The organism is Cellulophaga sp. RHA19 (assembly GCF_002813425.1).
Lineage (GTDB): Bacteria > Bacteroidota > Bacteroidia > Flavobacteriales > Flavobacteriaceae > Cellulophaga.
In genome coordinates, this window is the sequence record NZ_PHUL01000001.1 from 911,247 (window position 1) to 926,896 (window position 15,650).

Annotated in this window: 9 protein-coding genes; 3 read left to right on the forward strand and 6 right to left on the reverse strand. The window is 31.5% G+C overall.

Annotated elements, in window-relative coordinates; genetic code table 11:
- Positions 1 to 165: 165 nt before the first annotated feature.
- The 5 genes from AX016_RS04040 to AX016_RS04060 all read right to left on the reverse strand — a co-directional run bounded on the left by AX016_RS04040 (position 166) and on the right by AX016_RS04060 (position 8,350).
- Positions 166 to 993 (reverse strand): class I SAM-dependent methyltransferase, encoded by an 828-nt coding sequence (locus tag AX016_RS04040; protein WP_100894390.1) that lies wholly within the window; start codon positions 991 to 993, stop codon positions 166 to 168.
- On the reverse strand, positions 971 to 1,528 hold the full coding sequence (locus tag AX016_RS04045) for a hypothetical protein (RefSeq protein ID WP_100894391.1): 558 nt from the start codon (positions 1,526 to 1,528) through the stop codon (positions 971 to 973). The genes AX016_RS04040 and AX016_RS04045 overlap by 23 nt, the downstream gene beginning before the upstream one ends.
- A gap of 1,147 nt (positions 1,529 to 2,675) precedes the next feature.
- Positions 2,676 to 4,544, reverse strand: a complete 1,869-nt coding sequence (gene mnmG, locus AX016_RS04050) for a tRNA uridine-5-carboxymethylaminomethyl(34) synthesis enzyme MnmG (RefSeq protein WP_100894392.1) — start codon at positions 4,542 to 4,544, stop codon at positions 2,676 to 2,678.
- Positions 4,545 to 4,548: 4 nt separating this feature from the next.
- Positions 4,549 to 4,968: an rRNA maturation RNase YbeY gene (ybeY, locus tag AX016_RS04055; protein WP_100894393.1), complete on the reverse strand. Its 420-nt coding sequence runs from the start codon at positions 4,966 to 4,968 to the stop codon at positions 4,549 to 4,551.
- Positions 4,961 to 8,350: a hypothetical protein gene (locus AX016_RS04060; RefSeq protein WP_232732596.1), complete on the reverse strand. Its 3,390-nt coding sequence runs from the start codon at positions 8,348 to 8,350 to the stop codon at positions 4,961 to 4,963. Before AX016_RS04060 ends, ybeY begins: the two co-directional genes overlap by 8 nt.
- A 207-nt stretch (positions 8,351 to 8,557) precedes the next feature.
- On the opposite strand from AX016_RS04060, the gene gltX reads away from it, so the two are divergent.
- Both gltX and AX016_RS04070 read left to right on the forward strand, forming a co-directional pair.
- Positions 8,558 to 10,069 (forward strand): glutamate--tRNA ligase, encoded by a 1,512-nt coding sequence (gene gltX, locus AX016_RS04065; RefSeq protein ID WP_100894395.1) that lies wholly within the window; start codon positions 8,558 to 8,560, stop codon positions 10,067 to 10,069.
- 147 nt (positions 10,070 to 10,216) lie between these two features.
- On the forward strand, positions 10,217 to 11,170 hold the full coding sequence (locus tag AX016_RS04070) for an SPFH domain-containing protein (RefSeq protein ID WP_100894396.1): 954 nt from the start codon (positions 10,217 to 10,219) through the stop codon (positions 11,168 to 11,170).
- A gap of 280 nt (positions 11,171 to 11,450) precedes the next feature.
- Here the strand turns inward: AX016_RS04070 and AX016_RS04075 are convergent, their stop codons facing one another.
- Positions 11,451 to 13,136: a glutamine--tRNA ligase/YqeY domain fusion protein gene (locus tag AX016_RS04075; protein ID WP_100894397.1), complete on the reverse strand. Its 1,686-nt coding sequence runs from the start codon at positions 13,134 to 13,136 to the stop codon at positions 11,451 to 11,453.
- Positions 13,137 to 13,390: 254 nt separating this feature from the next.
- Between AX016_RS04075 and AX016_RS04080 the strand changes: the two genes are divergently transcribed.
- On the forward strand, positions 13,391 to 15,646 hold the full coding sequence (locus tag AX016_RS04080) for a gliding motility-associated C-terminal domain-containing protein (RefSeq protein ID WP_100894398.1): 2,256 nt from the start codon (positions 13,391 to 13,393) through the stop codon (positions 15,644 to 15,646).
- The last annotated feature ends 4 nt before the right edge of the window (positions 15,647 to 15,650 follow it).

Sequence of the window (15,650 nt, forward strand, 5' to 3'; positions counted from 1 at the left end):
AATCAAAAACTATAATAAGTAAAATCTATAGTAATTTACAAATCAAATAATTTAAAACTATCAAAAAGTGGATTTTAGCGTTCATTCTAATGGGTTAAAACAAAAAAAAGGACTTAGTGCTTGTCATAAGTAATAAACCCCTCTTAAATGGCTTTAAAATGCGTTTTAGTCCTTTTTAAGAACATAAATAACAGAAGAATGTTCGTTGGTTCTCATTGCAGATAAATTAGAACGCAAACCTCTGTAAAAAGCGGTAAACATATTTTGCTTTCCTGTTTTGTATTTTTCAGATAATAGCGAAACATAAAAAGCATCAAACAACATTGGCTTCGTTTTTATAAGTTTCATATTGTGCTTTGCAAAAATCTTTTTTATAGCAGTTTTAGAAAAATGCCATAAATGCCTTGGTACATCAAAAGCAGCCCAAAACTCTTTATAATGTTTTGCGTCGTAACTTTTAAAATTTGGAACTGCAATTATTAAAGTACCATCTTCTGCTAATTTAGATTTTAGCATTTTTATTTGTTCGTCTAAATTTGGCAAATGTTCTAAAACGTGCCAAAGTGTAATTACGTTGTATTTTTTTTCTGGTAGTGTTTCTAAACTGCTAAATAAATTCAAACCTTTTTCTGCAGCTTTTTTTCTTGCAGATTCGTTTGGCTCAACTCCAGCACAAGTCCATTTATTATTTTGTGCCGTAATTAGAAAATCTCCGGTACCCGCACCAACATCCAAAACAGATTTTTCTCCTTTGGTGTAATATGTAATTAACTGAATCTTTTTTTGCAAACTATAATTTTTTACAGTTTGGTACATTTTGTCTACAACAGTTTCTTTTGCGTCTGTATGAGAAATGTAATCTTCACTCTCATAATAAACATCTAAATTTTTTGGTTGCGGTTCTGTAACCAACATATCCAAATCTTCATTATAGTTTAATGTAAAATTTTCTTGTGTTACAGAATGGTCTTTAGTTTTTAAATAAAAGTTCATTGTAATTGTGCGTAGCTAAATATTCTTTCTTTAATGCACGAAGATAGTTTAAAACTAAAGGACGTGAAAGTGAATTTTCATCCAAGCAATCTTTTCCATCATTATCAGTAACATTTATAGCTATAAAATAATTACCATCTATACGTATGCGAGGCTGCTCATTAAAAAGATCAGAAGGATTATCATTAGAACCTATAGCTCTATTTGCTAAAACTCCTAAAGTGGGCGTAAATAAGTCTATACTCTTATCTTTCTTTTCCACTTCGTAAAACGAAAAGTAATATGGCACATCATTTATAAAAAAAGGAACATTGTAAAAAACATCAGTATTGTATAATTGATATTTTACATCCACATAATTATAAAACTCACTTTCAGCTTTTGGATCTTCAAAAATAAAAACTTGGTGCTTGGTTAATCCTCTTTTAAAATTTTTTCCTTTAGCAATTTTATAATCTTCAATATTGGGAGAAACACGCAACGGAATACAAGATTGCACAAAAGCTAAAATAACTACTAGGAATAAATTTTTCATTTTTATGTTTTTTGATTTGAATGCTTTTTTATCAGCAACAAAAATTGAACCAGAATTTGGAAGTTGAAAAACTCAAATTATAGCAAACAGCAATAAAATAAAACCAAATTTTTTGAGCACTACTCCATTCTAATTTCTTTAAAAAAACACTCTCACTTTTTTACTTTTTTGGGTTGATGAAAAAAATAACTCAAGCAGAAAAAATTAAAAACTATAAAATTAAAAAACTTAAAAAACTTAAAAAAATTGAATTTTAAAATGAGATTCTAAATTTTAGAAAGCAAAAAATTAAAAATAAAAATCACTTTTAAAAAATTAGAAAAAGAGAAAACTAACAACACCCAAAAAGTATAAAAACAAAAAATAAAGAAGCTGAAAATTTTATCTTAAAAAAATTAAAAACGAATAAAAACTAAAATAAAAAAAGCATCAAAAAAAAGAAAAAAAGAAAACTGAAATAGAATAAAAATTAAAAATAAAATCATTTAAAAAATGAACAGAAATGAAAAAAATAAAAAACAAAAAGCGATAAAAAAACAGAATTTTAAATCAAAAATAAAGCTCAAAATGAAAGTGTAATTTGAATAAAAAAAAGAAGAGAAAAAAAATAAAAAAAACGAGATAAAAATGTGTGTGAAATTTAGACAGAAAATAGTTAAAAAAACAAACTCAAAATAAAGAGAGAAATAAAATCTAAACACAAAAAGTAGTGAAGAAAAAAATTCAAACAAAAATGTAAAATCAACTTTAAAAATAAATTACCAAAAACAAAAATCTAAAAAGATAAAAATAAATCTGAACCAAGAGAGCAAATAAATTAAGCCAAAGAAATTATTAGATTGAAGATTTAAAAAACAGAAATCTTATGCGAAATAATTTTCAACCCAAAATAAAAAAAGAAAAAACATCATATACTTAAAAGCATATTAAAAAACAAAATAAAGGGTTGTGATAAAAAATAAAAATAGAGCTTTTACAAAAGCAAAAAACGAACTCATTTTACATATAAAAAAGCACACAATAAACAACTCTACTCTGCCGTTATAACAACCATAAAAAAAACATAAACTAGAATATATTTAAAAACAAAAAACCCAATTGTTCCACGTGGAACAATTGGGCAAATCTTATGTGCTTTAAACTTAAATTACCTTCCCATAAACACAAGTAAAACACTTATGTCACTTGGTGAAACCCCACTAATTCTGGAGGCTTGCGAGATAGTAACTGGTCTAATTGCCTCTAATTTTTCACGAGCTTCATAAGACAAACTCTTTAGTTGTCTATAGTCAAAATTATCCGGAATTTTAATATTTTCTAATCGTTGCAGCTTATCTGCATTGTTCTTTTCCTTGGCAATATAACCTGCATATTTAACCTGAATTTCGGTCTGCTCCATCACCTCTCTATCTATGTTTTCTTGCTCAATAAATTGCGCTACAGCATCCAAAGATTTCATATGATCCATAGTAACATTAGGCCTAGAAAAACTCTTAAACATCTTATGAGATTGTTTAACTGGAGCAGAATTTACAGACTCTAAAATAGGATTTATGTCCTCTGGAACAACACTTGTTTCTCTAAAAAAGTTTACAAATGCATCAGATTTTTTAAGCTTTTCTTCCATCCTTTTTAGTCTAGAATCTGATGCTAAACCTATTTTATGACCTAGTGGAGTAAGCCTAATATCGGCATTATCTTGTCTTAATAATGTTCTATATTCTGCTCTAGAAGTAAACATTCTGTATGGCTCTTCTGTTCCTTTTGTAATTAAATCGTCTATTAAAACACCTATATAAGCCTCGTCTCTATTCAGTATTAAAGGCTCATTTTCTTTAACTTTTTGGTGCGCATTTATACCTGCCATTAGACCTTGACTTGCTGCCTCTTCATACCCAGTTGTACCATTAATTTGACCCGCAAAATATAGGTTATTTACAAGCTTAGTTTCTAGTGTATGCTTTAATTGTGTAGGCGAAAAATAGTCATATTCTATAGCGTATCCAGGTCTAAAAAACTTCACATTTTCAAAGCCAACAACAGAGCGTAAAGCTTTAAATTGTACGTCCTCTGGTAGCGAAGTTGAGAAGCCATTTACGTATACTTCTACCGTATCCCAACCCTCTGGTTCTACAAATAATTGGTGCTTATCTTTGTCTGCAAACCTATTAATTTTATCCTCAATAGACGGACAATAACGCGGTCCTAAACTCTTAATTCTACCGTTAAACATAGGTGATCTATCAAAGCCTTCGCGCAATAAATCGTGCACTAAAGTACTTGTATGCGTCATATGACAATCTCTCTGATGAGCTAATGTATTGGTATTTGTATAGCTAAATTTTTCAGGAATTGCATCACCTGGCTGCACTATCATCTTAGAATAATCTAGTGATCTACCATCTACTCTAGGTGGTGTTCCTGTCTTCATTCTACCACTTTCAAACCCTAAATCAACCAGTTGTTCTGTGATACCAGTAGCGGCTTTTTCACCTGCTCTACCACCACCTAATTGGCGTTCTCCTATGTGAATTAACCCGTTTAAGAATGTGCCATTTGTTAGTACAACAGCCTTAGATCTTATCTCAATTCCTAAGGAAGTTGTTACTCCACAGACCTTATCTCCTTCTATAATTAAGCCAGAAACCATCTCCTGATAGAAGTCACAATTAGGTGTTCTTTCCAAAGCTAAACGCCATTCTTCAGCAAAACGCATACGGTCATTTTGCGTCCTAGGACTCCACATTGCAGGTCCTTTTGACTTGTTTAACATCTTAAATTGTATAGCAGATTTATCAGAAATGATACCACTATACCCTCCTAAAGCGTCAATTTCTCTAACAATTTGCCCTTTTGCAATCCCTCCCATAGCAGGGTTGCAAGACATTTGTCCTATGGTTTGCAGGTTCATTGTAACCAACAAAGTTTTAGAACCCAAATTAGCCGCAGCAGCTGCTGCTTCTGCACCTGCGTGGCCACCGCCAACTACAATAACATCGTATTCTTTATCAAACATAATCTTAATGTTCCACGTGGAACAATTTAATTTTTTCTTCTTCTTTACTCCTCATTAATGCCGCTTCTTCAGTAGATTTATCCTTGTAACCGGCTAAATGTAGCACTCCGTGAGCCATAACTCTAAGCATTTCTACATCAAAATCTACCTTAAAATCTACTGCATTTTCTTTTACTCGTTCTACAGAAATGTAAATATCTGAGCTAATTACCTTCCCATCTGTATAATCAAACGTAATAATATCTGTATACGTATCGTGATCTAAATACTGCTGATTGATGTTTAGCAGGTAAGCATCATCACAAAAAATGTAATTAATATCACCTACTAAATGCTCTTCAGAAGCTATTATCCTATTAATCCAATCGATATACTTGGTATTATCTTTTAGACTAAATTCTGTTTCATAATGAAAATCAATCATTGGTTTTAAAATATTTTTGCACTTTATTTTGATAAATTTGCTGCAAAGGTAGTGCTTGTCTATTTAAGATTTCTATTTCGTTACGATAATTCTCTAATGCTTCTGGCTTAGTCGTAATAGGATTACTAAACTTATTTTTTGCTTTATTAGCTTCTCTTGTACTTTTTTCTCCTTGTTTTAAAGCTGCATTTTCTAGCTTCAAAAGCTGGTGTTGTATGTTATTTACTTTAGACTTTGTTCTATTAGTAATGCCATTTTCAAGTAAATCATCTTCAAAATCTTCCATTTGTTGTAGCAGTTTTTTAGCCAAATCCTTATCTTCTTTAGCAATCATATCCATTAATTGCTGCTCTAATTCTTGTCTAATTTTTTGTTGCTGCTTATAAATCTCATAGATTTCTTTTAATTCACCCTCGGATAAACCAGTTCCACCAGATCCTTTTTGAGAACCTTTTTCACCATTTTTACCTTGAGATCCTTGCTTACCTCCTTCTCCATTTTTACCTTTTTCACCCTCTTTACCGCCTTCTCCTTCCTTACCTTTTTCTCCAGATTTACCATTTTCTCCATCAGAACCCGGCTTTTCTCCACCTGGTTTGTCACCTTCACCAGGTTTTTTTCCTTCAGAAGACTTGGAATCTCCCTGTTTACCCATCTTGTTTTTTAGGTCGTTTTGTGCTTTAATAATATCTGGAAGTTGAAAACCTTTTCCTTTTCCTTGGCCTTGACCGGCACCAGATTTCATACTCTGGTTCATATTATCTAACAAATTGGCAAGAAAATCTGCCAAACTATTAGATGAATTAAGAACATATTTTTGATTTGCAGTAGCTAAATATGACCTGTTTTCTGCAAGTTGCTCTAGTGATTTATCTATATTATAGAACACTTCTGTTATATCTTTATTTACTTTTTCTGATATTTCGGCCTGACGTAAAGACAATGCAAAAAGACTATCATCTACGTGCTCAAACAAAGTACGTAATTCTTTTTGGCGTTTAATTGTGGTAGAAAACTTTGCAACATCTGTATCTCTAGAGCTTATATCTTCATATAATTGCTCTTGTTTAAAAGAAAAAATAACTAGATTTTCTAGAATTTGACGCAACATTTCTGCATCTTCAGTAATAGATTCACCACTAGCACCAGATGAAGATTGCTGCATTTGACTGCTCATTTGTTTCATTTTATCTGCTGCAGACTTCTGTTTTTTAGCGGCTTTATTACTGGCTTTACTGTCAGATTTAGAAGAATTATCACTCCCCTGTTCTTTATTTAACTCCTCTAAAGCATCATTTTGATCTTGTTTTACATCATCTTGCTTACTCTTGTCAGCCTTAATATCTAGCGGTTTTTGTAATTTTTGATTGTCCTTTTTTAGTTCATCAAGTTCTTTTGTTAAATCTTCAAAGGCTTTATTTAGATTTTCTTGATCTTTTATATCAGAATTTTGATCTTGTTTAAGTTCAGAAAGTGCTTCTTGCTTCTCTGCAAGCTTCTCCAAATCTTGACCTAACTGCGCCAATTTCTCTGTAACATAGTATTTTTTTGTTAATTCTAACAACTGTTCTAGGTTACGCTCGCTGTTTTTTTGACTTTTTCCAAGCTCTTCTAAGCGTTTAGTTAACTCTTCTTTATTGATTTTATCGGCGACTTTGTTTAATTCTTCAAGTAATTTTTGATTCTTTTTTGCTTCCTGCTCCTGACGTTGTAGCCTTTCTTGTAATAATTTATTTTGTTTATCGTCTGTATTACTCTTTTGCAAATTCTCTTTTAACTGCTTGCTAAACTTTTCCATCATCTGCTCTTGCTGTTGTTGCTTTTGCAAATAGTCTTTAACTTCAGACTGTTCGGTATAATTTAAAGCAGCCTTCTCTTTTTGCTTGGTATTAAGCTCCTGTAATTTTTCTTTTTGTTCTTTAAAACTATCCAACGAATTATCTAGATTGTTTAACAATTGTTGTTGCTGTTCTAAATCGTTATTTTTAAGAGCATCAGCATCTAACAGAATAGTACTAAACACTTGACTTTTAGTATTTTTACCATTATGAATGGCATCATTATCAGTAGCTGAAAAATAAAAACTATAGTTTGTATTAGGCTCTAAATTTAGGCCAGAAGGGAATGTATAATAAAACTGATTTACATTACTTTTTGGGGTATTTATAGTAATTACTTGTTTAACATCAGGCTTATTTACAGGATAACAAACTAATTTTATACTCATCAGTTTATAATCGTCTGATGCAGTACCAGAATAATACAAAATATTAGGGTTTAAAGTATCTTTAACCTGATTAACTTGTATAACAGGACTAGCATCTTTTACAACTGTGAATTTGTATCCTAATTTTTCAAAATTGGAAACATTCTCATTTGATGTGCTAATTACATAATCTGTATTATTATAGATTCTTTTTGAAGAAGAAAAAGAATTATCAATTTTATTAAAACCAATTATGGTATCTTTTAAACCTAAAGAAATAGTATTAATGTGTGCTCCTTTTATGTTCCAAGTAACCTTGGTACCCTCAGGAAACGTAGCGTTTCCAGTACTTTTAATAGTTTCGGACTTTCTATTTGTATAAGCAGGATAAACCAATTCCATATTAAAATCTTCTAAAAATGGAACATTAAGTACTTGTAAACTATACTGTTGAGATGTTACATCATTAGCCTTAAAATAAAAAGAAGAACTGTTTTGCGGAGCAACAAAAGTATACTCAAAAAAGCCATTGTTTTCTTGTAAAAAAAGTTCTTTACCATCTACAACAATAGCTACATTTTCTGGTTTAATTTTACCCTGAGTAGTAAGCTTTAGTGTTAAATTTTCACCTTTTAAAACGGTTAACTTATTATTAATCAACTTAAAAGAAAAGGGTGCCGGTTTTTCAAAAGCCATTTCATAGTTAACAACTCTATCATAAGAACCAAATAAAGAACCTAAATTACCGCTTAACCATACAAGCAGTAAAATAAGAATAGGCACTACCAAATACTTGGCGTATTTGAAATTTTCTTTAAAATTTATTGCTCTGACGAAAGGAACAGTATCTAAATTTTGCGAACGTTGCGCAATACTTGCCAATAATAATTCTGATGAATTGGTATCTTCTGCTAAATCTAATAAATTATACAACTTATCTCCTACCTCAGGAAAATGTTTACCTATTAATAAGGAAGCATCTTTGTTTGTAATTCCCTTTTTAAGTTGAAATAAATAAAACAGCGGTGTTAAAATATAGGCATATAATAAGTAAATAGTTACTCCCAAAAGTGCAATTAATAGTAATAATCTACCTGTAGAATTAAACCATAAAAGGTACTCAAGCCCCAGTATTACTAATAAAGTAAGTAATCCAAAACTTAAAAAAAGAAGCACTCCTTTTAGTAATTTTTGGGTATAATACCTCTTAGTAAAGGCCCTTAATTTTTGTAAAATATGGTCTAAACTATTCAAAATGTGTAATATTTAATACCAAGATACCTACAGTTTAAGAAAAAGATAGAAAAAAATTGTTAAAAAGTGAGTATAACACTTTAATAGGACAAATAACTAACTGTATCTTTGTACATATAAATACAAATTATGAGTTCTAAAGTAAGAGTACGTTTTGCTCCTAGTCCTACTGGACCTTTACATATTGGTGGTGTGCGCACCGCATTATTTAATTATCTTTTTGCTAAAAAAAATGGCGGTGATTTTATTCTACGTATAGAAGACACAGATCAAAATCGTTTTGTAGAAGGTGCTGAACAGTACATAGTTGACAGTTTAAATTGGTGTGGAATTGGCTTTGATGAAGGTCCTGGTAAAGAAGGTAAATTTGGACCTTACAAACAGAGTGAACGTAAGCATTTATATAAAGAATATGCAGATAAATTAATTGAAAATGGTAATGCATACTATGCTTTTGATAGTTCTGAGAGTTTAGATGAACATAGAAAAAACCATGAAGCAGAGGGTAAAACTTTTATTTACAACTGGCATAACCGATTAAAACTAAACAATTCTTTAGCATTAACTAAAGAAGAAGTAGCTACTAAACTAGCTAATAATGAGGCTTTTGTAATACGATTTAAGACTCCTGAAAACGAGAAATTAGAATTAAAAGATAGCATACGTGGCACTATGCATATAGATACTAATGTGTTAGATGATAAAGTACTTTATAAAAGTGATGGTATGCCAACATACCATTTAGCAAATATTGTAGATGATCATTTAATGGAAATTTCTCATGTAATACGTGGTGAAGAATGGCTACCATCTTTAGCATTACACAAACAATTGTATGATGCATTTGGTTGGCAAGCTCCAGAATTTGCTCATTTACCATTAATTATGAAACCTGTTGGTAAAGGAAAATTAAGTAAGCGCGATGGAGAAAAGCTAGGTTTTCCTGTATTTCCGCTTTCTTGGAACGAGTCTACTGGTTATAAAGAAGAAGGATATTTTCCGGAAGCAGTTGTAAACTTTTTAGCTCTACTAGGTTGGAATCCAGGAACTGAACAAGAAATATTTAGTTTAGAAGAACTTGTAAAAGAGTTTTCTTTAGAGCGTGTAAATAAGTCTGGAGCTCGTTTTGATCCAGATAAAACCAAATGGTATAATACTCAGTACTTACAAGCAAAAGATAATGCAGAAATTGCAACATTATTAATGCCTACTATTTTAAGACACGTACAAGAAACTCACCCGTTAGCAAAACAAGAAACTGTTGAGCATTTGGTAGATTTATTAAAAGAGAGAGCAACTTTTGTAAATGACATATGGGATTTAGCAGATTACTTTTACATTGCTCCAACAGAATATGCAGAAAAAGGAGTTAAAAAACAATGGAAAGAAGGCACTCCTGATATTTTAAACCAATTGGTATCTGTTTTAGAATCAATAACAGATTTTAGCTCTAACAATACGGAAACTATTGTAAAACAATGGATTACAGATAAGGAATTATCTTTTGGTAAAGTAATGCCTCCTTTTAGATTGGTATTGGTTGGTGACATGAAAGGGCCACACGTATTTGATATTATTGAGATGTTAGGTAAAGAAGAAACTATTAAAAGAATAAAAAATGCTATTGAAAAATTAGCATAATCTACATAACATTTACTAAAAGCTACAAACGTAATTATGCGTTTGTAGCTTTTTTTTTATAAAAATGTAACATATCCCCTATTTTATCTACATATATATGTGCAGTATTTGTACATTTAAAACATAAACCTAAAACTTAAAAAAATTATGGGAGATTATTTATACATACCAATGATCGTATTTTTGGTATTTGTTATTTTTTCTGCAGCTTTCTCTGTTAAACAACAAAGTGCCGCTATTATTGAAACATTTGGTAAATTTAGTAGTATTAGACAATCTGGTCTACACTTTAAAATACCATTTATACAAAGAATAGCAGGAAGACTAAGTTTAAAAATTCAGCAGTTAGATGTAATTATTGAAACAAAAACTTTAGACGATGTATTTGTGAAATTAAAAGTTTCTGTACAATACAAAGTAATAAAAGATAAAGTGTATGATGCATTTTATAAATTAGATTATCCTCATGACCAAATAACATCTTATGTATTTGATGTTGTACGTGCTGAAGTTCCAAAAATGAAATTAGATGACGTTTTTGTTAAAAAAGATGATATTGCATTGGCTGTAAAAGCTGAATTGAATGATGCTATGATGGATTATGGTTTTGATATAATTAGAACCTTAGTAACTGATATTGATCCGGATCCGCAAGTAAAAATTGCGATGAACCGTATTAATGCTGCAGACAGAGAAAAAACTGCTGCACAATATGAAGGTGATGCTGCACGTATTTTAATTGTAGAAAAAGCAAAAGCTGAAGCAGAAAGTAAGCGTTTACAAGGTCAAGGTATTGCAGACCAACGTAGAGAAATTGCTCGTGGATTAGAAGAATCTGTAGAAGTATTAAATAAAGTTGGTATAAATTCTCAAGAAGCTTCTGCCCTAATTGTTGTAACTCAGCATTATGATACTTTACAATCTATAGGACAAGAAACAAATAGTAATTTAATACTATTACCAAACTCACCACAAGCTGGTAGCCAAATGTTAAATGATATGGTTGCATCATTTACAGCAAGTAATATGATTGGTGAAAATATGAAAAAAGCAAACAATAATCCTAAGCCTAAAAAATTAGATCAACCTAAAAAAGATTAATTTTTAAGCAAGACTCTTAAATCAGAAAATCCGATAGAAAATTAAATTTCTATCGGATTTTTTTATGTTACAATGCTAAATATTATTTATTAAAGCAAAACTTATAAAAAATGACCTCATCAAAGGCTAAAAATCATTTTAAACATCAATTTTAAAACTTTAATAAGCAAGTCATACAAATAGTTTAAGTCTTTTTAAAAGGCCATTAAAAACGCTTAAAACAAGTCGTTTTTAATAGAAAATACCAATTAGTTTTTAATTAGTATCAGTAAAACTTATACTACTTCTTTTCTGCAATTTTTGCCCAAGAATCTCTTAAACCAACTGTTTTATTAAAAACTAAATTTTCTTGAGTACTATCCGTATCAATATTAAAATAACCTATTCTTTGAAATTGAAAACGGTCACCAATTTTTGCTTCTTTTAAACTTGGTTCTACAAATCCTTTAATTACTTGTAAAGCATTAGGATTTACAAATTCCATAAAATCTTTTTCTTTATGGGTATCCGGACTTTCATCTGTAAATAACCTATCATACAATCTAACTTCAGATTCTATTGCGTGTTTTACAGAAACCCAATGTAATGTTCCTTTTACTTTACGTAAACTTTCTTCAGTGCCACTTCCACTTTTACTTAAAGTATCATACGTACATTGAATTTCAGTAATATTCCCATCGGTATCTTTTGTGCAAGATTCTGCCTTTATTATGTAAGCTCCCTTTAAACGTACCTCTTTACCAAGTTTTAGCCTAAAGAATTTTTTGTTAGCTTCTTCTCTAAAGTCCTCTTTTTCAATATAAATTTCTCTAGAAAAAGGTATTTTTCTACTGCCAGAATCAGCATCCTCAGGATTATTTTCTATGTCTAACCACTCTTCTTGTCCTTCTGGATAATTGGTAATGACCACTTTTACAGGATCTAAAACACCCATAACTCTAGTTGTAATTTTATTTAAGTGCTCACGTACATGAAACTCTAATAAAGACACATCTATAAGGTTATCCCTTTTTGCAATACCTATAGTATCTACAAAATTACGGATAGATTCTGGTGTATACCCTCTTCTTCGCATACCAGAAATAGTAGGCATACGTGGGTCATCCCAAGATTTTACAACTCCTTCTTCTACCAGTTTTAGTAATTTTCTTTTACTAACTATGGTATGACTTAAGTTACGTCTGGCAAATTCTCTTTGTTTAGGTCTTGTTTTTTCAGCATCATAAACTTGGTCTAAAAACCAGTCATATAACTCTCTATGCATAGCAAATTCTAGTGTACAAAAAGAGTGAGAAACTTGCTCTAAATAATCACTTTCTCCATGAGTCCAATCATACATAGGATAAATACACCAATCTGTATTAGTCCTATGATGCGCTTTATGTAAAATACGGTACATAAGAGGGTCTCTCATTAGCATATTAGAAGAACTCATATCTATTTTAGCACGCAAAACGTGTTCTCCTTCTTTAAACTCGCCATTTTTCATACGGTTAAAAAGGTCTAGATTTTCTTCTACAGACCTGTCTCTAAAAGGACTAGCAACACCAGGAGTTGTGGGTGTTCCCTTTTGTTGAGCCATAGCATCAGAAGACTGACTGTCTACATATGCTTTATTTTGCTTTATAAGAAAAATTGCCCAATCATACAACTTCTGAAAATAATCTGATGCAAAGCACTCCTGCTCCCATTTAAAGCCTAACCAGGTAACATCTTTCTTAATTGCGTCTACATATTCTTGTTCTTCTTTAGCTGGGTTTGTATCGTCAAAACGCAGATTTACAGGTGCATTATAACGCAAACCAAGACCAAAATTTAAACATATAGAACTTGCGTGTCCTATATGTAAGTACCCGTTAGGTTCTGGTGGAAAACGAAAACGTAAATTCTCTTTTGAGAAACCGTTTTTCAGGTCTTCTTCGATAATGTGCTCTATAAAATTTAATGATTTTTCGCCTTCATTCATAGGATAAAATTAAGCAGTAAAGGTACAAAATAAGATTAATTATGGCGGTTAAAAATTCGGTCACCATACAATAATGCCATTTTCACAACAGATTTAAATACTACTACAACAATAAATTTATGAACAAGTTATAAACAACCATATTTGTTAAAGCAAATTTCGCACACGCGTTAAAATGTTTGCAAAAATTTTAAACGTTTAATCTAACTAACTATGTCCCCAGACAATAAAATAGTTACAAAAAAAATCATGTCATGAGAACAACACCTACTACATCTCTTTTGGTACTTTTATTGTTATTTACCTTTTCGGTAACAACAACTGCCCAAATTTTAAATGCTCCAGAGCCCATTGCCGACCCAAGCGGTGGTGGTTCTAGCGGATGGACTGCCGCTTGTGCGTCTTCCGGATTTAACTCTTACTGGGTAAATTTTACCTGGATTAATGCCCCAGCTGTAAACAGCGACAACAAATTTATTTTAGAATTATCTGATGCCAACGGTAACTTTGGTAGCCCTGTAGCACTTGCTACATTAGATGATAAGAATGCTAATTATGATTTTAACATTCAGTTTGCCTTACCTACAGATACTAGAGGTGAGAACTACAAAATACGAGTAAAAAGTACAAGTCCAGAAAAAGTGAGTCCGTCAGCAGGGCCTTATTCTATGTACTATGTAGACTTTAACTCGCCAATACTAATGAGTCAAGATGGAAATGGCAACATACCATCTGGCGGAACAATAGAAGTTTGCGACGGGACAGCAATAACTATGGCTCCACATAATGTACCAAACGCCAGTACTTATTTATACAACTGGTATAGAAGCGGTACATTATTATCAGAAAAAGGACCTTCTTTAACAACAACACAAGCAGGTATGTATTCTGTACAAATAGACTATGGAACAATTTGTTCTGGTTCTGCAAGTACAGACTCTAACATTATAGAGGTTACAACAGGTACAAGCTTAGGTGTAGCATTAAATACACCAAGTAAAACAAGCCTTTGCTCTACAGAAACAGAAACACTAACAGCAAATATATCTGGACAAGGATTAACGTATGTTTGGTATAAAGACGATGTTGCTATTACTAGCCCAACCGTAGATAACCACACATATACAGTAGATGGTTCATCTGCAGGCTTTGAAGGTAACTATGCAGTAGAAATTAGTGGTACAGGAGCTTGTTTAGAGCGCTCTGCAACAGTTTCTATTACTACAGCATCTAATGTTACTTTAACTAGAGATAATGAGGCTAACCTTGTTATTTTACCAACTAAAACAAAAACATTACAAGTAACTAGTAGCAGTAGTGCTGTTACTTATGCTTGGTACAAAGACGGTACAGTAATTAGCGGTGAAACAACAAATACGCTAGTAGTTAATAGTGCAGGAGAATATTTTGCACGTATTACAGACAATGGAGGTAGTTGCCCATTTACTATAGATTCTGACAAAACAACAGTAGTAAGTCCAGCTTCTTTTAACATAGAAATAGATTATACAGCTGCTTACACAGACTGCCAAAACACAACAACAACATTAGATGTAAAAACAATTGAAGCTGTTGCAGCAGATGGTACAAAAACAGATGTTACAGCAGATTTAAAAAATGAATTTACATACCAATGGAAAAAGAATAGTGTAGCTGTTTCTGGTGAAACAAGTAACTCAATTTCTTTATCTGATATTACAACTAACGGAGATTACACGTTAAACGCTAGTATTAGTGGTTATAGTGCTACAGACTCTAATACATTAGGTGTAGTATTATTAACGTCAGAAACAGTTACAATTGCAGCAAGTAGTGCTACTTTTTGTAACCCAAGCAACCCAGTAGTTATAAGCACTACAACAACTTTAGCAGGTGAAACATTTACTTGGTATAAAGATGGTGTTAGCTTTAATACTACAGATGAAACTTTAAATAGTACAGAAACAGGAACTTTTGTTCTAGAAGTACTAAAAAATGGCTGTCCGTTACGTTCTAACGAAGTTGTTATTTCTCCATTAAATGAAGATTTAATTACACTAGACAGCAGTGATCCAGTTATTCTTGTAGAAGGACAAACTAAAACAATATCTGCAAGCGGTGGTACAAGTTACCAGTGGTTAGATGCAGCTAATGTAGAATTAAGCACAAGTGCAACTGTTAGTTTAACAGCAGAAGGTACTTACACGCTTATAGCAAAAATAGACGACTGTGAAGTTATAAAACAATTTACAGTCTCATACAAAGATACTTTTAATGTTCCTAATGTAGTTACTCCAAACGGTGATGGTAAAAATGACCTATGGATACTACCAAATTCTTATTCTAATAACCCCAATGCAACTGTTATTATTTACAATAGTAACGGTGAAGAAATTTTAAATGAAAAAGGCTACAAGAACAATTGGCCAACTTCAACTATGAGTTTCCCTAAGCAAAATATGGTTTTTTATTATAAGATTCTTGATGACAAAGGTGGTCAAAAACAAGGGACTATAACAATCATAAGATAATCAT

Bases quoted from the DNA above. Each gene is read 5' to 3' on its own strand.
- AX016_RS04040 (WP_100894390.1), bottom strand. From the start codon at position 993: ATGAACTTTTATTTAAAAACTAAAGACCATTCTGTAACACAAGAAAAT.
- AX016_RS04045 (WP_100894391.1), bottom strand. From the start codon at position 1,528: ATGAAAAATTTATTCCTAGTAGTTATTTTAGCTTTTGTGCAATCTTGT.
- mnmG (WP_100894392.1), bottom strand. From the start codon at position 4,544: ATGTTTGATAAAGAATACGATGTTATTGTAGTTGGCGGTGGCCACGCA.
- ybeY (WP_100894393.1), bottom strand. From the start codon at position 4,968: ATGATTGATTTTCATTATGAAACAGAATTTAGTCTAAAAGATAATACC.
- gltX (WP_100894395.1), top strand. From the start codon at position 8,558: ATGAGTTCTAAAGTAAGAGTACGTTTTGCTCCTAGTCCTACTGGACCT.
- AX016_RS04070 (WP_100894396.1), top strand. From the start codon at position 10,217: ATGGGAGATTATTTATACATACCAATGATCGTATTTTTGGTATTTGTT.
- AX016_RS04075 (WP_100894397.1), bottom strand. From the start codon at position 13,136: ATGAATGAAGGCGAAAAATCATTAAATTTTATAGAGCACATTATCGAA.
- AX016_RS04080 (WP_100894398.1), top strand. From the start codon at position 13,391: ATGAGAACAACACCTACTACATCTCTTTTGGTACTTTTATTGTTATTT.